The 21319-nt window shown below is 73.3% G+C and carries 22 protein-coding genes; 10 read left to right on the top strand and 12 right to left on the bottom strand.

Annotated features, from left to right (window positions below; genetic code table 11):
• Positions 1–124 precede the first annotated feature (124 nt).
• Positions 125–1321 (bottom strand): ROK family transcriptional regulator, encoded by a 1197-nt coding sequence (locus O7607_RS27030; protein WP_269706194.1) that lies wholly within the window; start codon positions 1319–1321, stop codon positions 125–127.
• A gap of 48 nt (positions 1322–1369) precedes the next feature.
• On the bottom strand, positions 1370–3733 hold the full coding sequence (locus tag O7607_RS27025; protein ID WP_269706192.1) for a TIM-barrel domain-containing protein: 2364 nt from the start codon (positions 3731–3733) through the stop codon (positions 1370–1372).
• 115 nt (positions 3734–3848) lie between these two features.
• Here O7607_RS27025 and O7607_RS27020 point away from each other — a divergent pair, with 115 nt between their 5' ends.
• Positions 3849–5843 (top strand): beta-galactosidase, encoded by a 1995-nt coding sequence (locus O7607_RS27020; RefSeq protein WP_269706190.1) that lies wholly within the window; start codon positions 3849–3851, stop codon positions 5841–5843.
• Positions 5844–5891: 48 nt separating this feature from the next.
• On the opposite strand, the gene O7607_RS27015 is transcribed toward O7607_RS27020, so the two are convergent.
• Positions 5892–6542 (bottom strand): LysE family translocator, encoded by a 651-nt coding sequence (locus O7607_RS27015; RefSeq protein ID WP_269706188.1) that lies wholly within the window; start codon positions 6540–6542, stop codon positions 5892–5894.
• Between the two features lie 223 nt (positions 6543–6765).
• Between O7607_RS27015 and O7607_RS27010 the strand changes: the two genes are divergently transcribed.
• Positions 6766–7302: a GNAT family N-acetyltransferase gene (locus tag O7607_RS27010; protein ID WP_269706186.1), complete on the top strand. Its 537-nt coding sequence runs from the start codon at positions 6766–6768 to the stop codon at positions 7300–7302.
• A 24-nt stretch (positions 7303–7326) separates the two neighbouring features.
• Here O7607_RS27010 and O7607_RS27005 read toward each other — a convergent pair whose 3' ends face one another.
• On the bottom strand, positions 7327–7452 hold the full coding sequence (locus tag O7607_RS27005) for a hypothetical protein (RefSeq protein WP_269706184.1): 126 nt from the start codon (positions 7450–7452) through the stop codon (positions 7327–7329).
• Positions 7453–7584: 132 nt separating this feature from the next.
• Here O7607_RS27005 and O7607_RS27000 point away from each other — a divergent pair, with 132 nt between their 5' ends.
• Positions 7585–8055, top strand: coding sequence for a J-domain-containing protein (locus O7607_RS27000; RefSeq protein ID WP_269706182.1), 471 nt, complete (start codon positions 7585–7587; stop codon positions 8053–8055).
• A 6-nt stretch (positions 8056–8061) separates the two neighbouring features.
• On the opposite strand, the gene O7607_RS26995 is transcribed toward O7607_RS27000, so the two are convergent.
• Together O7607_RS26995 and O7607_RS26990 are read right to left on the bottom strand one after the other, a co-directional pair.
• Positions 8062–8628, bottom strand: coding sequence for a maleylpyruvate isomerase N-terminal domain-containing protein (locus tag O7607_RS26995; RefSeq protein WP_269706181.1), 567 nt, complete (start codon positions 8626–8628; stop codon positions 8062–8064).
• Positions 8625–9401, bottom strand: coding sequence for a class I SAM-dependent methyltransferase (locus O7607_RS26990; RefSeq protein WP_269706179.1), 777 nt, complete (start codon positions 9399–9401; stop codon positions 8625–8627). Before O7607_RS26990 ends, O7607_RS26995 begins: the two co-directional genes overlap by 4 nt.
• Positions 9402–9622: 221 nt before the next feature.
• On the opposite strand from O7607_RS26990, the gene O7607_RS26985 reads away from it, so the two are divergent.
• Both O7607_RS26985 and O7607_RS26980 read left to right on the top strand, forming a co-directional pair.
• Positions 9623–10546, top strand: a complete 924-nt coding sequence (locus O7607_RS26985) for a TerC family protein (protein ID WP_269706177.1) — start codon at positions 9623–9625, stop codon at positions 10544–10546.
• 29 nt (positions 10547–10575) lie between these two features.
• Entirely contained in the window at positions 10576–11433 is an 858-nt protein-coding gene (locus O7607_RS26980; protein WP_269706175.1) for an MBL fold metallo-hydrolase, read from the top strand.
• Here the strand turns inward: O7607_RS26980 and O7607_RS26975 are convergent.
• On the bottom strand, positions 11430–11909 hold the full coding sequence (locus tag O7607_RS26975; RefSeq protein ID WP_269706173.1) for a hypothetical protein: 480 nt from the start codon (positions 11907–11909) through the stop codon (positions 11430–11432). The genes O7607_RS26980 and O7607_RS26975 overlap by 4 nt on opposite strands.
• Positions 11910–12223: 314 nt before the next feature.
• Here O7607_RS26975 and O7607_RS26970 point away from each other — a divergent pair, with 314 nt between their 5' ends.
• A complete protein-coding gene (locus O7607_RS26970) occupies positions 12224–12718 on the top strand; it encodes a tetratricopeptide repeat protein (protein ID WP_269706171.1) in 495 nt (164 codons plus the stop codon).
• On the opposite strand, the gene O7607_RS26965 is transcribed toward O7607_RS26970, so the two are convergent.
• Positions 12715–13308, bottom strand: coding sequence for a TetR/AcrR family transcriptional regulator (locus tag O7607_RS26965; protein ID WP_269706170.1), 594 nt, complete (start codon positions 13306–13308; stop codon positions 12715–12717). The genes O7607_RS26970 and O7607_RS26965 overlap by 4 nt on opposite strands.
• A gap of 126 nt (positions 13309–13434) precedes the next feature.
• On the opposite strand from O7607_RS26965, the gene O7607_RS26960 reads away from it, so the two are divergent.
• Positions 13435–14622, top strand: a complete 1188-nt coding sequence (locus O7607_RS26960; protein ID WP_442929543.1) for a macrolide family glycosyltransferase — start codon at positions 13435–13437, stop codon at positions 14620–14622.
• A gap of 43 nt (positions 14623–14665) precedes the next feature.
• Here the strand turns inward: O7607_RS26960 and O7607_RS26955 are convergent, their stop codons facing one another.
• A complete protein-coding gene (locus O7607_RS26955) occupies positions 14666–15202 on the bottom strand; it encodes a DUF1062 domain-containing protein (protein ID WP_269706165.1) in 537 nt (178 codons plus the stop codon).
• A 327-nt stretch (positions 15203–15529) separates the two neighbouring features.
• Between O7607_RS26955 and O7607_RS26950 the strand changes: the two genes are divergently transcribed.
• Positions 15530–16138 carry an acyl-CoA-like ligand-binding transcription factor gene (locus O7607_RS26950; RefSeq protein WP_269706164.1) on the top strand — a complete coding sequence of 203 codons (609 nt, stop codon included), beginning with the start codon at positions 15530–15532 and terminating at the stop codon, positions 16136–16138.
• 70 nt (positions 16139–16208) lie between these two features.
• Positions 16209–17780: an MDR family MFS transporter gene (locus tag O7607_RS26945; protein WP_269706162.1), complete on the top strand. Its 1572-nt coding sequence runs from the start codon at positions 16209–16211 to the stop codon at positions 17778–17780.
• Positions 17781–17845: 65 nt separating this feature from the next.
• Here O7607_RS26945 and O7607_RS26940 read toward each other — a convergent pair whose 3' ends face one another.
• The 3 genes from O7607_RS26940 to O7607_RS26930 all read right to left on the bottom strand — a co-directional run bounded on the left by O7607_RS26940 (position 17846) and on the right by O7607_RS26930 (position 20672).
• The gene (locus O7607_RS26940) at positions 17846–18154 is read right to left on the bottom strand and encodes a hypothetical protein (protein ID WP_269706160.1); all 309 of its coding nucleotides are present in this window, start codon (positions 18152–18154) and stop codon (positions 17846–17848) included.
• Positions 18155–18298: 144 nt separating this feature from the next.
• Complete coding sequence (locus O7607_RS26935; protein WP_269706158.1) at positions 18299–19117, bottom strand: TIGR04222 domain-containing membrane protein; 819 nt, start codon at positions 19115–19117, stop codon at positions 18299–18301.
• Between the two features lie 13 nt (positions 19118–19130).
• Positions 19131–20672, bottom strand: a complete 1542-nt coding sequence (locus tag O7607_RS26930) for an ArnT family glycosyltransferase (protein ID WP_269706156.1) — start codon at positions 20670–20672, stop codon at positions 19131–19133.
• A gap of 108 nt (positions 20673–20780) precedes the next feature.
• Between O7607_RS26930 and O7607_RS26925 the strand changes: the two genes are divergently transcribed.
• Complete coding sequence (locus O7607_RS26925) at positions 20781–21269, top strand: GNAT family N-acetyltransferase (RefSeq protein ID WP_269706154.1); 489 nt, start codon at positions 20781–20783, stop codon at positions 21267–21269.
• Positions 21270–21319: the final 50 nt, after the last annotated feature.

Here is a 21319-nt window from a genome sequence, read left to right as displayed (position 1 = left end):
GTCGGCCCGGAGCGGTGGTGAAGCGCTTCGACAACCGCCGAAAAACACGCCGCTTCGCAGGTTGCCCGGTCCCGGAACGCGGCGCTACCGAGGTTGACACCTTCCGGCGGGTGCGGTCAAGGGGTCATCCGGCGGGCAGGCGTCCCGCCTCCACTGTGGCGAGTGCGGCGGTGGCGCCGCCCAGCGCACCGGCGGCCGAGCCGAGCGTGCTGGCCTCCAGCCGCACCCCGGGCGGGACCGGTGTGCGGGCGGCGAGTTCGGCGTGGGCGGCCGGCAGCAGCCACGGCGCGAGCGCCGCCAGGTGCCCGCCGACCACCACCACCTCCGGGTCGAGCAGTCCGGACAGGACCGACACGGCCTGCCCGAGCAGCCGGCCGATCTCGGTCAGCCCGGTCCGTACCGGCTCCTCGCCGGCTCGGGCCAGGGCCTGGATCCGTTCGATCTCCGGCAGGTGGTCGGTGACCGGCCCGTCGCCGGGTAGCAGGCGGCCGATCACCGCGTCCACGCCGAGCAGCGCGGTGAGGCAGCCGCGCCGCCCGCAGTCGCAGGGCGGGCCGTCCGCGGCGAGGGGCAGGTGCCCGATCTCGCCCGCGAAGCCCCGGCCGCCGCGCAGCAGCCGGCCGCCGCTGATCAGGCCCGCACCGATCGACGGGCCACCGGTCAGGTGGATCAGGTCGGCCGTGGCGGCGTACGGACCGTGCCGCCGCTCGGCCAGCACGGCGAGGTTGGCCTCGGTGTCGACGGCGACCGGGAAGCCGGGGTCGCGCAGCGCGCGGCGCACCGACGCGGCCAGCGGCACGCCGCGCCAGCCCAGCGCGGGGGCAACCGGCACGTCGCCGTCGGGGTTCACCAGCCCCGGCACGGCCACGGTCAGGCCCAGCACCGTGCGGTCCGCGCCGACCCGGGTGACGGCGCGCCGGACCAGCGCGACGAGCGCCTTCACCGTCTCCTCGGGGCCGGCGGTGGCGGCGGGGAATGCGCGCCGCCAGGTGAGCACCGGGTCGCCGCCGAGGCCGGCGGCGACCGCGACCATTTCGTCCGCGCCGACGCGCAGGCCGAGCCCGACGTAGCGGGAGCCGTCGAGGACGAGCATGGTGGCCGGGCGGCCGACGCGGTTCTCGGTCAGCCCGGTCTCACGCAGCAGGCCGTGCTCGATCAGCTCGGCGACCAGGCTGGAGACGGTGGCCTTGTTCAGCCCGGTGCGCGCGGCGACGTCGGCCCGGGAGCAGGGGGCGTGCCGGCGCACGTGCCGGAGCACCGCGGCCCGGTTGGTCACCCGCACGTCGCCGAGGTCGGCCGTCGGCCGGTCGATGCTGATCACGTACTGCCCGCCTCCTGCGCCCGGCCGTGGGTTCGGCTACAGCTTAAACTAAATAGGCGCGATTCCGGCCGGGTGGGCCCGGCCCGGGAACCACGGCGCGAACGGCGTGACCGGGATCGGCTCGCCGTCGAGCACCACCCGGCGCGGCGGGTCCGTCCCGACCACGCTCACCTGCCGTACGTCGAGCGGCCCGTCCACCCGGACGCGCAGCGTGTCGCCGTCGCGCACGGCGGTGATCGTGGTGTCGCCGTCGGGGTCCCGCACCACGCTCACGCCGTCGACGCCGCCCCAGGCCACCAGCGTCACGTCCCGGAACGGGCCGGTCCCGGCCGTCGCCGCGGGCGCCACCGTGGGGATCAGCGCGCCGTGGCGCACGTACAGCGGGAGCCGGTCCAGCGGCACGCTCACCCGCAGGTGCCGGCCGCCGGGGTGCCGCTGCCCGGTGTACGCGTCCAGCCAGTCGTCGCCCACCGGCAGGTACACGGCGCGTTCGCCGGAGGGGTCGAGCACCGGCGCCACCAGCAGATCGGGGCCGAGGCGGTACTGCAGGTCGGTGGTCCAGGCGACCGGGTCGTCCGGGGTGTCGACGAGCAGCGCCCGCATCATCGGGCCGCCGGTGCGGGCGCTCGCCACGGCCGCCGACCAGAGGTACGGCAGCAGCCGGTAGCGCAGCCGCAACGCGTCCACCGCGTGCCGTTCCGCCTCGGGCGGGAACTCCCACGGCAGGCGGCTGGTGGTGCCGTGCAGCCGCACCAGCGGGGACAGCGCGCCGAACTGGGTCCAGCGCACATACAGGTCCGGCTCGGGCGTGCCGTGGAAGCCGCCGGTGTCGTGGCTCCAGAACGGCACCCCGGACAGCCCGTGGGACAGGCCGCCGCGCAGCGTGCTGGCCATGCCGGGCCAGGTGGCGTTGACGTCGCCGCTCCACTGGGCGCTGTGCCGCTGCCCGCCCAGGTACGACGAGCGCGCCCACACGGTGCGGTGCCCGGCCACCTCCTCGGTGACGTCGGCGACCGCGTCGTTGAACAGCAGCGCGTACACGTTGTGCAGTTCCACGCCGGTCATGCCGTTGTGGGCGAGCGCGTCGGCGGGTACGCCCTCGGCGAAGTCGGTCTTGAACACCGCGACGCCCTGCGCCAGCAGCGGCCGCAGCAGGCCCTGGAACCAGCGCACCGCGGCCGGGTTGGTGAGGTCCACGATGGCGCCCGCCGGGTAGCTGCCGTGCCAGGTGTCGGCGACGTACGTGCCGCCGTCGGGGTGCCGCAGGAAGAACCCGGCGGCCTCGGCCTCGGCGTAGAGCGGGCTGCCGGTCATCAGGTACGGGTTCATCCACAGGCACACCCGGAAGCCCTGCTCGGTGAGGTCCTTGAGCATGCCGTCCGGGTCGGGGAAGGCGTCGGTGTCCCAGCGCAGGTCCGACCAGTGCCCGGCGACCTGCCAGTAGCAATCCAGGTGCAGCACGTCGCAGGGGACGTACCGCTCGCGGAGGCGCCGGGCCCGCTCCAGCACCCGCTGCTGGCTGTCCGGGAAGAAGCCGGACGAGATCCACGCGCCGAACGCCCACCGCGGCGGCAGGTACGGCCGCCCGGTCAGCGCGTCGAGCCGGTCGAGGACCCGCTCCGGGGCGGGTCCGGCGAGCACGTAGTAGTCGAGCAGGTCGTCCGGGACGAGGATCTGCACGCTGCTGTGGGTGCTCGCGCACACGTCGAACTGCACCGGCAGCCCGCTGTCGACAAGCACGCCGTAGCCCCGGTCGGACAGGTAGAACGGCACGTTCTTGTGCGACCGGTCGGACTCCCCGCCGAAGGCGTCGAAGTTCCACATCAGCGGCCGCTGGCCGCGCTTGTCCAGCGGCGTGAACTTCTCACCGAAGCCGGCGAACCGTTCGTCGCCCGGCGCCACGAAGCTCTCGTGCCAGGCGACCGGCTCGCCGTCGACTGTGGAGCGGCCCAGCGGCAGCGTCCGGCGCCGGCCGCTGATGTCCCGGGTACCGGCGTCGGAGGCGAGCAGCAGCCGCCCGTCCGGGGTGCGGAAGCACAGCTCCCACGGGTCCAGGCGCACCTCGGCGACCACGCCGCCGGCACCGACGCGCACGTGCGTGCCGTCGACGGTCACGGTGGCCGGGTGCGGTTGCGGGTGGACCAGCGTCAGCGCGGCTGCGGACCGGCTGCGGACCGAGAGGTCGTCGGCGAGGCGTACCCGGATGATCCCGTCCCCGGCGGCCTCGATGCGCGCGACGAGCGTGCGGCCGGACGCGCAGGTCGCGGTGAGCGTGACCCCGTGCGCGTCGGTCCCGGCCACAGTGGCCCGCAGCACGTCGTCGGCGCCCTCCTCGCCGGGGGCGCGGACCGGCAGGTCGGGCGGGTCGGCCACGAACGTCTCGTACGGGACCAGCGGCGGGCGGTACGGCATGGGCGTCTCCTCGCGGCGTCCACGGGCGGTCCCGCCAGTTTCTTTGGAAGCCCAACTAACTGTCAATGATCGACGCCATTGACTTTCCTTCTCACCTGTTCCTATTTTGGCCGGGATGACAACTAAAGCGCCGTGGGACGACGGTCCGCTCTGCTACGGCGGGGACTGGAACCCGGAACAGTGGCCGCCCGAGGTGTGGCGCGAGGACGTCGCCCTGATGCGCGCCGCCGGGGTCAACCTCGTCACGGTCGGGGTGTTCGCCTGGTCCCGGCTGGAACCCTCGCCCGGCCGGTACACGCTCGACTGGCTCGACCGCGTGCTGGACCTGCTGCACTCGGCCGGCATCCGGGCCGCCCTGGCCACCCCCACCGCGTCGCCGCCGCCGTGGTTCTCGCTGCGCCACCCGGACGCGCTGCCGGTCACCGCCGACGGCGTCCGCCTGACCCACGGCAGCCGCGACACCTACTGCGCCGCCGCGCCCGCGTACCGCGACGCCGCGCGGAGCATCGCCGAGGTGCTGGCCGCCCGGTACTCGCACCACCCGGCGCTGGCGCTGTGGCACGTGCACAACGAGTACGGCACCACCTGCCACTGCCCGCACACCGAGGCGGCGTTCCGCCGCTGGCTGGCCACCCGGTACGGCGACCTCGACGCGCTCAACGACGCCTGGGTCACCAGCTTCTGGAGCCAGCACTACTCCGGCTGGGCGCAGATCGGCACGCCCCGCGCCACGCAATATCTCGCCAACCCCGGCCAGCTGCTCGACTTCCGCCGCTTCTGGTCCGACACGCTGCTGTCCGCGTACACCGAGCAGCGGGACCTGCTGCGCGCGGCGAACCCGGCGCTGCCGGTCACCACCAACTACGTGCTCGGCGACTGGGTGCCCGTCGACCACGCCCGCTGGGCGCGCGAGGTCGACCTGGTCGCGGTCGACCACTACCCGTCCGCGACCGGTGCCGGCGCGGAGGAGCAGACCGCGTTCGCCGCCGACCTCGCCCGTGGCTGGGCCCGTCACGGCACCGGGCGGCCGTGGCTGCTGATGGAGAGCGCCCCCAACCAGATCCACACCGCCGGGCGGATGCACACCAAGGAGCCCGGCCGGATGACCCGGCACAGCCTTGCCCACGTCGCACGCGGCTCCGCCGGGGTGATGTTCTTCCAGTGGCGCGCCCCGGCCGGCGGCGCGGAACGCTTCCACTCCGCGGTGGTGTCGCACGCCGGCGCGGACACCCGCGTGTTCCGCGAGGCCGCCGACCTGGGCGCCGCGCTGGCCCGGCTCGCCGGGACCGCGCCGGGCCGCGTCGAGGCGGCGGTGGCCATCGCGTACGACGCGGCGAGCGGCTGGGCGTTGCGGCACCCGGGGATGCCCCGCGACGGGCTCGACCACCCCGGCGAGGCGGCCGCCGCCCACCGGGCCCTCTGGCACGCGGACGTCACCGCCGACGTGGTGCCGCCCGGCGCCCCGCTCGACGGTTGCCGGCTGCTCGTGCTCCCCGCTCTCTACCTGGCGTCGGACGCCACAGTCGACTGGGTACGCCGACACGTCCACGCCGGCGGGCACCTGCTGGTGACCTGGCTCAGCGGCGTCGCCGACGAGCACGGCCGGGTACGCCTCGGCGGCTACCCGGGCGCGTACCGGGACCTGCTCGGCGTGCGGGTGGAGGAGTTCCACCCCCTCGCCGACGACGAACACGTGCCGCTGAGCGGCGGCGGGACCGGCCGGATCTGGTCGGAGACGGTGCACCCGGCCGGCGCCGAGACCGTCAGCGCGTACGCCGGGGGAGTGCTGGACGGGCGGCCCGCGATCACCCGGCACCGCGTCGGCGACGCGTACGCCTGGTACGTCTCCACCCGCCTCGACGACGACACGTACCGGCACCTGCTCACCGAGGCAACAGGGCTCGCGGGTGTGACACCCACCTGTCCGGGCGCGCCGCCGGGTGTCGAGGCGGTACGCCGCGACGACGGCCTGCTCTACCTGCTCAACCACACCGACGAACCGCAGCGGGTGCCGGCCGCGGGGTGCGAGATGCTCACCGGCGCGACGGTCGACGGCGTGGTGACGGTGGCGCCGGGTGGCGTGGCGGTGGTACGCGAGGAGGTCCCGTGACACCGCCCCGGAGGCGGTAGCGGGCTGACGGCGTGGCGCGTACCCCGGTCAGGGGGTGGCGACGGCGGCGCGGGAGCGGTCGGCGGCGATCCGCACCGCGAGCGCCGCCAGCACGGTGCCCATCACCCAGCGCTGCAGACGCGCCCAGCCCGGGCGGCGGGTGAGGAACGCCGACACTGAGCCGGCGCTGAGCACGATCAGCGCGTTCACGGTGAGCGCGACGACGATCTGGGTCAGGCCGAGCAGCAGGCTCTGCACCGCGACGTGCCCGCGCGCCGGGTCGACGAACTGCGGCAGCAGCGACACGTACAGGATGGCGATCTTCGGGTTGAGCAGGTTGGTGACCAGCCCCATGGTGAACAGGCGCCGGGGCCGGTCCGGCGGAAGCGGCGTCGGGGTGAACGCCGACGTGCCACCGGGGCGCAGCGTCCGCCAGGCCAGCCACAGCAGGTACGCCGCACCGGCCAGCTTCACCGCCGTGTACAGCGGCGGGACCAGCACGAACACGGTGGCGATGCCGGCCACCGCTGCGGTCAGGTAGACGAGGAAACCGGCCGCCACACCGAGCAGCGACACCAGCCCGGCCCGCCGGCCCTGGGTCACCGACCGGGACACCAGGTAGACCATGTTCGGCCCGGGCGTGAGCACCAGACCGAGCGCCACCAGGCCGATTCCCATCACCGCACCGACAGTGACCACGCCGCCTCCCCGTTCCCCGCCCGTGCACCGGACCCTACGCCCACGCACCCCCGCCCCGCTCCCGCTTTGTCCCCGCCCCCCTTTGTTCCCCGGCGATCATGAGGTTGGCGGCGACAAATCGGTCGCCGACAGCAGTCAACTTCATGATCGCCGGAGGCTGCGGCGGGCGCTCGGGGGCGCCGCAGGGGTCGGCGTCGGACGCGGTGGCGGTGATACTTGTCGCATGTCGATCGTGCTGTCCGCGCCGGCCACCGCGACCGCGCCCGCCCTGCTGCTGCGCCCGTGGCGCGACGGCGACGCCGACGCGCTGATCGAGGCGTACCGGGATCCGGTGTTGCGGGCCTGGACCAGGCATCCGGTGACCGGCCCGGCGCAGGCGCGGGTGTTCCTGCGCCGCAGCCACCAGGGGTGGGCCGCCGGGCACCGGTTCATGTTCGCGGTGCTGGAGGAGGATCGGGTGGCGGCCTGCGTCGTGCTCAAGGACGTCCGCCCGGGCCGCCCGGCCGCCGAGGTCGGCTACTGGACGGCCGCGCCGGCGCGCGGCCGTGGCGTCGCGCCGCGAGCGGTGGAGGCGGTCACCGCGTGGGCGTTCGCCCGGTTCGCCGCCGCCGGGCTGACCCACCTGGAGCTGCTGCACCAGGTCGACAATCCGGCCTCCTGCCGGGTGGCGGAGAAGAGCGGGTACGCCTTCGCCGAGGTGCTGCCGGCCCGCGCGCCCTTCCCCCGGGACGGCCACCGTCACGTCCGGCACCTGGCCTGAGCCGGGGCCGGCCCGTGGCCGCGGTCAGGAGCCGAGCAGACGCAGCAGCAGCCGTGGCTCACCCGGCCACGCGTCGAGCAGCACCAGCACCGCCCAGCTCACGATCACGCCGACCGTCGCCACTCCGAGACCGATGAGCCAGTCGCGCACGCCGACACCCCTTTCCGTACCCGGGGCACGCTACGCGGCGGCCCCGCCCGGCGCCCGGGAACAGCCCGGCCCCGCGCGACGCTGACTCTTGTCGGACGGTGGCGGTTACCGTGGGTACGGGAGGTGACGGCGGTGACGACAGGCTGGGAGGCCGCGGTCGAGGCGCAGATCCGCTCGGCCCAGGAACGCGGCGAGTTCGACAACCTGCCGGGCGCGGGCAAGCCCATCCCGGGGCGGGACATGCCCTACGACGAGGGCTGGTGGATCCGCAGCTTCATGGAGCGCGAGCAGATCCCGTCCGACCTGCTGCTGCCCACACCGTTGCAGCTGCGCCGCCGCATCGAACAGCTTCCGGCCGAGCTGCGCGACCTGCCCACCGAGGACGCCGTCCGCTCGTACGTGGCCGCACTCAACACCGAGGTGGTGGCCTGGCTGCGTACCCCGACCGGGCCACGCGTGGTGGTCCGCCCGGTCAACGTCGAGGAGGCGGTACGCCGCTGGCGCGCCGACCGGGAACGCGCCGCGCCGGTCGTCACGGCGCCGGAGCCGCAGCGCGCCACGTCAGCCCGCCCGCGCCGTCGTCGGCGCTGGTGGCGCCGCTGAGAGCGCTCAGGGACGCGCCGCCTGCCAGGTCCACACGGTCCGTCGCGGCCGGTCGCCCAGCGGCGCGCGGCCCGTCAGCCACCGCAGCACCGGCGCCGGGTCGCCGTCCGGCGCGCCGGGGAACAACCGGCGCACCACCTCGGCGCACAGCCTGGCGGGCGGTGACCAGTCCACGCCGAGCCCCCGGGTCAGGTCGTCTGTGTGCAGCAGGATCTCGGCCACGCCCATCGCGGCGAACCCGCCCGGATCGCACGGGCCGAAGTGCCACGCCCGGTCCTCCGGATCGGCGGCGTCGATCGTGGCGGCGAGCATCCCGGCCGCGGCCGCCGCGACGGTGAGCACCTCGGCGGGCGCGGCGTCGGCGCGTACCCGCAGGTCGAACGGGAGGTAGCCGCCGTCGGGCCGGCCGGACACCTGACCGGCGTACGCGGCCAGGTCGTGCGCGATGTGCGCGGCGGTGGTCCAGCAGGACCAGTCCAGGTCTCCCGCGCGTACCGTCCAGTCGCGGTCGGCGGCGGGCCGCAGCACGGCGGTCATCACGGCGGCGGCGGACCGGACGTCCGCGCCGTTCACCGGCGCCGCACCCGCAGCACGCAGGTGAGCATCGGCAGCGTGAACTCCCCGTCGGCCGTCTCCGGCCGGCTCGCCAGGTACGCGCGGATGCGGTCGAGCGCCGCCGCGCGCTCCCGCTCCGGCATGACCAGCATCCCGGCCCGGGTGGCCAGCGTCGCCACGAGCGAGTCGGCGGTACGGCGCTGCCCGTGCGGGAACTCCGCCTGCTCGGGCGAGCCGAACCGTGCCTCGCCCGTCTTCGGCAGGTGCATGGTCGTCGTCGCGGCGCGCCAGCTCGCGGGCGTGTCCCGGGGACCGATGGCGGCGCTGCCACTGACCGTCGCGAGCCCCGCCACCCAGTCGACCCGGTCGTCCACCACGTTCCACAGCCCGGCCAGGACACCGCCGGGGGAGAGGACCCGGGCGATCTCCGGCCCGGCCACCGCCATGTCGAACCAGTGCATGGCGTTGCCGGCGACCACGGCGTCGACGGAGGCGTCCGGCAGCGGGATCGCCTCGGCGCTGCCGGGAAGCGCCCGTACGCCCGGCAGGGTGCGGCGGAGCTCGGCGAGCATCGCCGGGTCCGGCTCCACGGCCGTGACGTCGTCGGTCACCTCGGCCAGCGTGGCGGTGAGCTTGCCGGTGCCCGCGCCGAGGTCGAGCACGCGCGCGCCGGGTGCGGGTTCGAGCGCCCACCGCAGGGCGGCCCGCGCGTAGTCGGGGCGGTGTTCGGCGTACGCGGTGGCCGCCGCGCCGAACGACGAGGAGTGCCGACGTCGTGCGTCTTCGTCCATCCGGTCACCCTAGCGACGGGACGTGCCTCTTGACGTAAGAACAACACTTCGTGAATACTGGATCGTAGTTCGAGGGGGAGTACCCGACGATCCACGCACCGCCGTCAGTACGGGCCCGGCCCATCCGGATCCCGGCGATGCAGCCGCTGCTGCGAGCGGCCCGGGGAGACCTTCGTCCAGCAGCGCCGGCATCCGCCGGCCGGGCGAGAGGTCTCTTCGCGATGTCCGTGTCCTGGTGGATCTGGGCCCTCCTCATGCTGGCGATCGCGGCGATGCTCGCCGTCGACCTGTTCCTGCACCGCGACAACCACGTCATCGGTTTCCGTGAGGCCGCCGTGTGGTCCGGCATCTGGATCGCCGCCGGCCTGCTCTTCGGCGTCGTCCTGTGGGCCTGGCAGGGCGGTGACGTGGCCGGCACGTACTACGCCGGCTACCTGATCGAGAAGGCACTGTCGATCGACAACGTCTTCGTCTTCGCCCTGATCTTCACCTCCTTCGCCGTGCCCGCCGCGTTGCAGCACAAGGTGCTGTTCTGGGGTGTCATCGGTGCCCTGGCCTTCCGGCTGGTCTTCATCTTCGTCGGCGCCGAGCTGCTCGAGACGTTCTTCTGGACCGCGTACGTGTTCGGCGCGTTCCTCGTCTGGACCGGCTACAAGATGGCGTTCCGCCACGACGAGCAGACCCCGCCGGACCGCAACCCCGTCGTCCGGCTGGTCCGCCGGGTCGTTCCGACCGACCCGGCCTTCCACGGTGACCGGTTCTTCACCCGGGTTGCCGGCAGGCGGGTCGCGACTCTGCTGTTCGTGGTTCTGATCGCCGTGGAGGCCACCGATCTGATCTTCGCGATCGACAGCGTCGCCGCGATCCTCGCCATCACCACCAGCACGTTCATCGTCTGGACCGCCAACGCGTTCGCCATCCTCGGCCTGCGCAGCCTCTACTTCTGCCTCGCCGGGCTCCTGCGCCGCTTCGTGCACCTGCACTACGGCCTGGCCGTGCTGCTCGCCTTCGCCGGCGTGAAGTTGATCCTCTCGGAGACGCCGGTCGGCAAGCTGCCGATCCCGGTGACCCTCGGCGTGATCGTGGCGACGATCGCGGTGTCGATCGGGTGGAGCCTGCGCAGCACCCGTGGTGGCACCCGGTAGCCCGAGATCCCGCGCACTACCATCTGCGCGTGGGCTCCGGCGGGGCATCTGTGGAGGTCGTCTTCTTCGGCACCTCGACCGTCTGGCTGTCCGACGGCACGTCGGAAATCCTGATCGACGGCTTCCTGAGCAGGCCCTCCCTGCTCCGCGTCGCGTTCGGCCGCATCGCCCCCGACCTCGGCCGGATCACCAGCGCCCTTGCCCGGGCCGGGCTGACACGTCTCGACGCGCTCTTCGTCGCCCACTCTCACTACGACCACGTCATGGACGCCCCCGAGGTCGTCAAGCATCTCGGCGGCAGACTGTTCGGCTCCGAGTCGACCTTGAACGTGGGACGCGGCGCGGGCCTCGGCGAGGAGTCGATGACGCGGATCGAGGACGGGGACGAGTACAGCGTCGGCGCGTTCACCGTCCGCGTACTCGGCGGCGTTCACAGCCCGGGCAACCGGTTCCCGGGCACGATCGCGAAGCCGCTCGTCCCCCCGGTCAGGGCGAGCAGGTACCGCGACGGTGGATGCTTCTCCCTCCTCGTCACCCACCCCGACGGCTCGCTGCTGATCCACCCGAGCGCCAACGTCGTCCCGCACGCGTTCGACGGGCTCGACGTCGACGTCCTCTACCTCGCGATCGGCGCACTGGGCACGCAGTCCGACCGGTTCCGGGACGACTACTGGCGGCACGTCGTGGACGCGACCCGGCCCGGCCTGATCGTGCCGATCCACTGGGACGACTTCTTCGTCTCCCTGGACCGTGGGCTGCGGCCGCTGCCGAGGTTCTTCGACAGGTTCGCCGTGGCCAGGGCGTTTCTCGACCGCAAGAGCCGGGAGACCGGCATCACCGTACGGTTCCCGGAGCCCTTCGAGGTCATCAGACCGTTCGTACGCTAGGTGCCCCCGTCGCACGCGGCGCCTACCGCGAGGCGCACCTCGGCCTGCCGTCCCCGAGACTGGATCACCAGCTGTACGCACGCCGGCTTCGCCACCCAGGTGCCGCCCGTGTAGACCGACCATGCGGCCGACGCGCTCGTGGCCGGGCACGCCTCGACCTGCACCGTGGTCGTCGGGACGGCACCCGGGCCCCACCCGATGCGGGCGCGGTCCTCCCAGCCGGGCGCCACCCGCACCTCCACCGCCGCTCCGGCCCGTACGTGCAGGCCCCATTTGGCGAAGAGACGCGTCGGACCTTGTGCCTCGGACGATTCGTCGGGTTGCACCACAGTCGACGGCACCGTCACGGCGTCGGCCACGACGCGGTAGTGCTCACCGGGAGCCGGTGTCGTGGTGACCGCGTCGGCGCACCGCAGGCGCTGCCCGCCGTCCGGCAGTGGTGGCAGCGGCGTGGCCGGGGCGACGGAGTCGGACACGGCAGGTTCGGGTCGCCGCGCATTGTTCTCGCTCGTGCAGCCGGCCGCTGCGATCAGCAGGCAGGTGGTCACGGCGACGTGACCTCGTCTCCGGCTCGCGGCTCGCACGCCTCGATCCTTCCAAACATCAGCGCCGAGGCAACCCCGCACCGGACGTTGATTATTGGATTTCCAGTAACGCCAATTGTTTAAATAATCTGGCCAAAAGGGACGAATCGTCAGCACACCATAATGACAGTTATGTGCGCGCGGGTTCAGAAGACCGCTGTCGGCGTACGATCACGCCACCGCAGCCGACCCCCAGGAAGCAGGCGATGGTGTTCGACGCGACGCTGACCCGGATCAACGACGGCGTACAGATGCACCACCAGCACGGCCGACGGGAGGACGCCCGCGACCTGTTCGCCCGGATCTGGGACGAGATCGGCGGGGAGCGGGGCGACCCCCTGCACGTCTGCGTCCTCGCCCACGCGATGGCCGACGTGCAGGACGACGTACGCCAGGAACTGGCCTGGGACCGGCGGGCGCTCGCGGCGGCCGACCTGCTCACCGACGAGCGGGTCGCGCAGGCCGGGGTGCCGATGTCGGTTGCCGGGCTGTATCCGTCGCTGCATCTCAACCTGGCGGAGTGCTACCGCAAGCTCGGCGAACTCGACCAGGCGCGGGACCACGTCCGGCAGGCCCGGGAGGGGATCGGCGCGCTCGGCGACGACGGCTACGGGAAGCTGATAAGAGACGGGCTGGACCGGTTGTCGCAGGAACTGGCCGCCGGACAGGCCGCCCGCGACAGGCCGCAGGTGAATGGCTAGCCGCTGGTGCTCGTTGACGGCGTGACGGCGGCGACGACCAGATCGACGATGCCGTCGGCGTAGTCGTCGGTCAGCGGGCCGTTGCGCAGCAGCCAGCGGTGGTACAGCGGGCCGAACAGCAGTTCCACCACCAGGTCCAACGCAGCGTCGGGCCGGACCTGGCCGGCCTCGCGCGCGGCCTCCAGGCGGGCGCGGACCGCGTTCAACTGAGGACGGAGCAGCCGGTCGCGTGCCTGGCCGGCCAGATCCTCGTCGGCGAGTGTCTCGATGGTGACGGCGCGGGTGGTGGCCGACAGCCGTGGATCGGCGAACTCGGCGACGGTGGCCCGCAGAACCTGGCGCAGGTCGGCCCGCAGGTCGCCGGTGTCGGGCAGGGTGATGACCTCGGGCAGGTCCTCGGCGAGCGCGTCCAGGATGACCGCGCCCTTGCCGCGCCACCAGCGGTAGATGGTCTGCTTGCCGACGCCGGCGCGGGCGGCGATCGCCTCGACGGTCAGGGCCGGGTAGCCGGTCTCGGTCAGCAGTTCCAGGGCGGCGGCGAGGATCGCGCGGCGGGACTGCTCGTTGCGGCGGGCGGGCTGCGGGGTCACGCCACGAGCATACAGCGAGACGAGACGTATCGTCTTGACGGCGCGGCTCCGCCGTGCTCTGCTTGTCGAGCGAGACGGGACGTCTCGTCTCAGCAGAGATCAGGAGTTCACGTGCCGCACATCGCCATGGTCAGCATTCCGTTCCACGGCCACGTCAACCCGAGCCTGGAGATCATCCGTACCCTCGTGCGGCGCGGCCACCGGGTCACCTACGCCAACGACCCCGCCTTCGCCGAGGTCGTCCAGCGCACCGGGGCGGAGCTGAGGCCGTACGCCTCGACGCTGCCCGCCAACGGCGGCGCCGGCATCGACGACCCGATCGCGCAGCTCACGCTCTTCCTCGACGACGCGATCGCCATGCTGCCGCAGCTGCGGGCCGCCTACACCGACGACCGGCCGGACCTGTTCCTCTACGACATCGCGGGCGCGCCGGCCCGCCTGCTCGGCGAGCAGTGGGGGATTCCGGCCGTCCAGCTCTCCTCGACGTTCGTGGCCTGGGACGGCTACGAGCAGGAGATGGCACCCGCCGTGGAGGCGATGCGGGCCGATCCGCGCGGCGCCGACTACTACCGGCGGTTCACGGCGTGGCTGACCGCTGAGGGTTCGTCGGTCACCGACAGCACGGCGTTCCAGGGGCGGCCGGTGCGCAGCCTCGTCCTGCCGCCGGAGGCGCTCCAGCCGAACGCCGACCGGGTGGACCGGTCGGTCTACAGCTTCGTCGGCCCGGTGCTGGGCGACCGCTCCCACCAGGGTTCCTGGGTACGACCGGCGCACGCCGAGAAGGTGCTGCTCGTCTCGCTCGGCTCCGCCTTCACCCGGCAGCCCGAGTTCTACCGCCGCTCCGTCGCCGCATTCGGTGACCTGCCCGGCTGGCACACCGTTCTGCAGATCGGCACGCACGTCGATCCCGCCGAACTCGGTCCCGTCCCGGACAGCGTCGAGGTCCACCGGTGGGTGCCGCAACTGGCCGTCCTGGAGCAGGCGGATGCCTTCGTCACCCACGCCGGCATGGGCGGCAGCAGCGAAGGTCTCTTCTGCGGGACGCCGATGATCGCCGTACCGCAGGCGGCCGACCAGTTCGCGAACGCCGAGCAGTTGGCCGCCCTCGGCGTCGCCCGGGTCGTCGACTCGGCCACCGTCACCGCCGCGGAGCTGCGGGAGGCGCTGCTCGCCCTCACCTCGGACCCCGCCGTGGCGGCCCGCACCGCCGAGCTGAAGCGGCAGGCCCGCGCCGCCGGCGGCGCGGACCGGGCCGCCGATCTGATCGAGGCCGAACTCGCCGCGGTACGGGGCGGTGCCGCGAGCGGCCGGTGAGGCGTGGTCGCGGCGGCAACCCGGCCGCCGCGACCACGCCCGGTCAGTCCTCCGCCAGCACGGTGAAGGTGAAGGCGGAACTCGTCGGACGCTTCAGCGGGATGTCGCACTTGACCCGGCGCAGCACCTCGGACCGGGTGAGGCCGAACCGGTGCGCGATGAGCCGCTCCGGGCGTACCGGCACCGGGTCGTCGAACGTGACGTTCACCTGGACCGGCCATCCGTCGAGCGGCACGACCGGCGCGTCCAGGCGCCACGCGCCGGTCCAGTCCAGGGTGAAGCGGCAGCGCCGGGCGAACGCCGGGTCCAGCAGGGTGGCCGCCACCAGGTCGGGATCGTTGAGGTGGTGGCCATGCAGATCGACGGGGTCGAACGAACCGACAGTCGCCCGCTCCCGGACGGTGAGCTTGACGGTCCGGTCGCAGGACACGCAGTGCACCAGCAGCCACACGTCCAGCAGCTTGCCGTTGGCGTTGACGCGGAACCGGCCCCGGGCGGCAGTGGCCGACTCCGCCCGGCAGGTGACGCAGCGCAGCGACAGCAGCGGAAGGCGGGTCCGGCGCACGACCCAGGGCAGCACGATATGAGGTTGGGAAGACATGAGACCTGATCTCTGAAGACCTGACGCGAGGCCGATTACGCGCGGCCTCGGACGCTGTGGCCGGGCGCGCGAGGGCAGCCCGGGGAGCCGGCGCGCAACGGCCGGCTACAGGCGTGGGGAACGTGTCAGGTTCTAGAGAGCAGGAGGGGTCACGCGGAATCGTCCTTCTTCGCTGCGACAGGAGTGCGGGAAACGTACGGGACGCCCGGAACCGCTCTCAACCCGTTTTCCGGGACCGCTGCGTCCCGCATCACTTCACTGACTAAAAGTTTGCACGCTCTGCAAGATCGCTCATAATCTCGTGGCGTGACCTCGGATCAGACCCGTCCCGGCCTGCGTGACCGCAAGAAGCGGCAGACCCGCGCCGCCCTCAGCGCCGCCGCGCTGCGTCTGGTCGCCGAGCGCGGCCTGGACCAGGTGACGGTGGAGGAGATCAGCGAGGCCGCCGACGTGTCGGCCCGCACCTTCTTCAACTACTTCCCCAGCAAGGACGAGGCGCTGCTCGGCGACCAGCCGACCGACCGCGAGGTGCTCGCCGCCCGCATCGTCGCCGCGCCGCCGGAGATGTCCGCGTTCGACGCGCTGCGGCGGGCCTTCGACGAGGTGGTCGAGGCCATCGAGGCCGATCGGGAGGTGTGGCTGCTGCGGCTGCGCGTCATCGCGGCGAACCCGTCACTGCTGCCGCGTCTGATCAGCGGCAACGCCGAGACGGAGCAGGTGATCGTCGCGGCGGTGGCCGCCCGGCTGGGGCTCGACCCGTGCCACGGCCACCCGACGCTCGTCACCACTGTTGCCGGCGCGGTGTTCCGCACGGCCCTGATGCAGTGGGTCGAGCGACCCGAAACGGCGACGCTGCGTGAACTGACCGCCGAGGCCTTCGCCGTCGTCGCCGCCGGCCTGCCCGATCCGTCCTGACCCCTCCCATCCGTACCGGCCGCCGCCGTCGCGCGCGGCCGCTCGCACGTGCACACCGACAAGGAGTTCGATGACCACCGCCACTGTTCCACCCGCCGAGACGGGTACGCGGATGTCCCGCCGGGAGGTCCTCCAGGCGTTGTCCGGCCTGATGGTCGGCATGTTCGTGGCGATCCTCGCCTCGACGGTGGTGGCGAACGCGCTGCCCCGGATCATCGCCGACCTCAACGGCAGCCAGACCGTCTACACCTGGATCGTCACCAGCGAGCTGCTGGCGATGACCGCGACGGTGCCGCTGTGGGGCAAGATGGCCGACCTCTACAGCAAGAAGCTGCTGATCCAGTTGTCCCTCGGCCTGTTCGTGGCCGGTTCGCTGGTTGCCGGCTTCACCCCGAACGTCGAGGTGCTGCTGCTCAGCCGGGTCATCCAGGGCATCGGCGCGGGCGGCATGACGGCGCTCGCCACGATCGTCATGGCGGCCATGATCCCGCCGCGCGAGCTGGGCCGGTACGCCGGCATCTTCGGCGCCGTCTTCGGTGTCGGCACCATCGCCGGCCCGCTGATCGGCGGCGTCCTGGTCGACACGTCCTGGCTCGGCTGGCGCTGGTGCTTCCTGATCGGTGTGCCGTTCAGCCTGCTGTCCATCGCGCTGCTGCAGAAGACGCTCCACCTGCCGGTGGTGCGCCGCAAGGTCCGCATCGACTGGCTCGGCGCGCTGCTGATCACCTCGGGTGTGTCCACGCTGCTGATCTGGTCGTCGCTGGCCGGCAACAAGTTCGACTGGGCCTCGGGCTGGACCGCGCTGCTGGTCGGCGGCGGGCTGGCGCTGCTCGCGCTCGCCGTCTTCGTCGAGTCCCGCACCGAGGAGCCGATCATCCCGCTGGGCATCTTCCGCAACCGCACCGTCAGCCTCACCACGATCGCGAGCATCCTCGTGGGCGTGGCGATGTTCGGCGGCACCGTCTTCCTGTCGCAGTACTTCCAGACCTCGCTCGGCAAGTCGCCGACGGCGGCCGGCCTGATGAGCCTGCCGATGGTCCTCGGCCTGCTGGTCTCCTCGACGGTGGCCGGCCAGCTGATCACCAAGTACGGGCGCTGGAAGATGTTCCTGGTCGCCGGTGCCGCAGTGATGACGGTCGGCATGCTGCTGCTGAGCACCATCGACGCGAACACCAGCGTGCCGATGCTCTCGGTGTACATGGCGGTGCTGGGTGTCGGCGTCGGCATGCTCCTGCAGAACCTGGTGTTGGCCGCGCAGAACGACGTGCCGGCCGCGGAACTCGGCGCGGCGACCTCGGTGCTGACGTTCTTCCGCAGCATGGGCGGCGCGGTCGGGGTCAGCGCGCTCGGCGCGGTCCTGGCCAACCGGGTGACGTCGCTGACCACGGAGAAGCTCGGCCCGCTGGCGACCGGCGGCGGATCGGCCGAGGTGCCGGACCTGTCGGCCCTGCCGGAGCCGGTGCTGCGGATCGTGCAGGAGGTCTACGGCACCGCCACGTCGGAGATGTTCCTCATCGGCGCGCCGTTCGCGCTGCTCGCCCTGGTCGTCGTGCTGTTCATCAAGGAGAAGCCGCTGAACACACTCAGCGGCGACGAGCGCCGGGCCCGCGAGGAGGCGGCGGCCACCGCCGGCATGCACTGACCCGGTCCGAACGAGCGTGGGGCCGCCCCCGGGAGCACCGGGGGCGGCCCCTTCCTTGCGTACGGTCAGCGTTCGGTGCGGTCGTTGATCTCGGTGCCGGACTCGCCCGGCATGGCGCCGATCGCCTCCTCGGCGGCCCGGCCGCCGGTGCTCTCGTCGCCCTGCGTCAGCGAGCTGCGGGGCAGTCCGGCCAGGTGCGCCGGGTCCTCGATCGGCTGGGACGGCCACTGGTCCTGCGTACCGTTCGTCACCCCGGCCCGGCGCAACGCCTCGACCAGCTGGTCCGGCGACAGGCGGTCGACCTCCTGTATCCCGGCCCCGCGCGCAATCGCCTGCAGTGTCTTCAGGTCTTCGCTCACGAATGTCTCGGCCATGCCCGAGCCTTCCCGGCGCTCAAGACAAGGAAACCGGCTCTCGCCGACGGCCTGCCCCTACCCGCGTCGATCATGAAGTCGTACCGGACAAACCGGGCGCCCGGCGCCGTCAACTTCATGATCGACGCGAAATGGGAGGTTCGGTCAGCGGCGGGCGGGTTTGCGGTCGGGACGAGGACGGTCCCGTTCCGGGTCGACGCCCACCTGCACGGCGAACGCCGGGTCCACCGCGAGCAGGGGACGGGGGCCGAACAGGGCCATTGCGGTGAGCAGCGTGTCGGTGTCGCGGCCCTGCCAGACCGGGCGGCGCTCGGGGTCGAGGTCGGCGTACTCGCGCCGCAGCCGCCGCAGCAGCCCGCGTGCGGCAGCGCCGGTCTCCGGCACCTCGGTCAGCCACCAGCCACCGAGCGCGGTGGCCAGGCAGCACAACAGCAGCCCGGCGACGGAAGCCGGACCACCGGCGGAACGCCCCTCGACAGCGCTGTCCACGAGCCGGGTCAACCCGACCGCGGCGACCGCGAACAGCGGCACCGTACCCAGCGCGATCCGCCGTCGCTGCGCGCGCGTGAGCAGCCAGCCGTCGCGGACCAGCCGCCCGACCGTACGGCGCAGCGCCCGGCCCACGTCCGGGTCGGCGAGCACCGCCGCCCAGGTCTGCGGACGGCGCAACGCCGAGTGCAGGGCGCGCACCAGCGCGGGCGAACCGGCAGGCGGGCACCCCTGCGCCTGCAGGGTGGCGAGTTCACCGATCTCGACCCCGCCCGCGCGCCGCAGCGCGGCCACTCCGACCTGGCAGGCCAGCAGCGCCCGATCGGTGAGGTACGCCAGCTCGACCCGGTCGGGCGTCGCACCCCGCGCGTGGCGGCCGGTCAACTCGCGTACCGCCAGGGCGATCACGACTGCCACGGCGACCGCGCCGAGGTAGTCGAGGAGGAAGATCGGCCCGCTGACTCCCCAGAGCATGACGGCAAGTATCTCAGGAGCCGTGGCGTACCTCGGTGTCCCAGATCTGTGACCACGGACGCCGCAGGCCCCGGGCGACGAAGATCGGCTCGCCGTTCTCGTCGTTGTCGACGTCGACCCGCTGGTCGACCCGGCCCGCCTCGGTGACCTCGGTGAACCAGGCGCGCAGCGGCTCCGGGCGGGACCAGCCGACGACGATCACCACGTCGGCATCGTCGGGCGGCCGGCCGAACGTGGCCATGCTGTTGTGCCCGGAGTACGCGCGGGGCAGTCCCCGGGCCGGCCCGTACCGGGCCAGCGCGCCGGCCTCGCCGTAGTTGCCGGTCAGCACCACCGCCCGGTCGCGCTCGGCCGGAGGCAGGGCGCGGTGCACGGCGGCCACCGAGTCGGCGAACTCGGGCCAGCCGATCGTCTCGCCCGCGTCGTAGTTGGCCGCGACCACGAACCCGGGCAGCCGGTCGGCCGGCAGCGTGGGCAGCAGCAGCACCGCGCTGCTCGCGGCCATCAGCACGACGGCGGTGACCAGCACCGCCCGCCGCACCCGGGCCGCGCCCCGCCGCGCCCACTCGACGGCCGCCACCACCCCGGCGGCGGTGAGCACCAGCAGCAGCGGCGCGTCGTAGTAGCCCTTGCCGCCGGCCACCACCACGATCGCGACCACCACCAGCCACGCCCAGGCCAGTGACCGGTACGCCGCCCAGGACGGCCGGCGCAGCAGCGCGACCAGCCCGGCGGCCCACACAGGCACCGCGAACGGGCTGATGATCAGGAACTGGAGCACCACGGCGTCGACCCGGCCGCTGTAGGAGCTGTCGCCGCCGGCGATCGACGACGCGACGTCGAGCTGCGGGAACCCGTGCGCGGCCTGCCACGCCGCGTACGGCACGGCGAGCAGCACGGCGACGCCCGCACCGGCGAGTACCCACCGGTCCCGCAGCAGCCCGCGCGGCCCGGCGATCAGCAGCCCGGCGACCAGGCCGACGCCGAGCAGGGCGGGCAGCGGCTTGTTGAGCAGGCCGACACCGAGCGCGAGCCCGGCGCCGAGCGCCCACCGGGTGTCGCCGGTGCGCAGCATCCGTACCACGCAGAGGGTGGCGGCCAGCCACACCAGCAGGTCGACGCTCGTGGTGCTGAGCAAATGACCGCCGGCCAGGACGATGCCCGAGGCGGCGGCCAGCACCGCCGCGGCCGTCTGGGCCACGCGGTCGGCGCCGAACTGCCGGGCGATCGCGGCGACCAGGACCACCGCCGCGCCGCCGATGAACGCCGACGGGGTACGCAGCACCACCAGGTTGCCCGGTGCGATCGTGTCGGCCAGCCGGGCCAGAGCCGGCACGAGGGGCCCCTGGTCGACGTAGCCCCAGTCGAGGTGCCGGCCACAAAGCAGGAAGTACAACTCGTCGCGGTGGTAGCCGTAGCGGCCGGCCAGCGACAACAGCACGGCGGTGAGGACCCCGCCCACCACCAGGGGCGCGGTGGTACGCGGACCGGCGGTCGGCGGGCCACCGGGCGCGGCGGCCTCGCTCCGATCGATGTCGGCGACTGATTCGGCCACCCGTCCATGATGGCCCCGGCCGGGGGTCCGCCGGTGCCCCGCCGCCCTCCGCCGGGTGGACGGAAACCGGTGGCCGGACGGTCGGGGCGACGGCTAGCGTGCCCGCCGATGCTGATTCGTGACTACACAGGCGCCGACTGGGACCAGGTCCGGCCGATCATCTCCGATGTCGTCACCGCCGCCGACACGTTCGCGTACGACCCGGACTGGCCGCCGGAGACGTTGCGGGAGGTGTGGGTGGAGCGCCCGCCGGGGCGTACCTCGGTCGCGGTGGACCACGACGGCGCGGTGTGCGGCACCGCGAAGATGGGCCCGAACCGGCCCGGGCCGGGGTCGCACGTGGCGACCGCGAGCTTCATGGTGGCGGCGCACGCCCGCGGCCGGGGTGTGGGCCGCGCGCTGTGCGAGGAGGCGCTGGACTGGGCCCGGCGGGAGGGTTTCGCCGCGATGCAGTTCAACGCCGTGGTGCAGACCAACACGGCGGCGGTGGAGCTGTACCGGCGGCTCGGCTTCACGGTGATCGGCACCGTGCCGGAGTCGTTCGCCCATCCGACGCGGGGCCTGGTGGGGCTGCACGTCATGCACCGTCGGCTGTGAAGCGGCGGCGTCTTCCTGTCGGGGGTCGGGGTTAGGTTGACCGCGATTCC

This window comes from Micromonospora sp. WMMA1949 (genome assembly GCF_027460145.1).
Lineage (GTDB): Bacteria > Actinomycetota > Actinomycetes > Mycobacteriales > Micromonosporaceae > Micromonospora.
The sequence above is the reverse complement of the archived record's forward strand: the minus strand, read 5'-3'. Positions and strand labels throughout refer to the sequence as shown.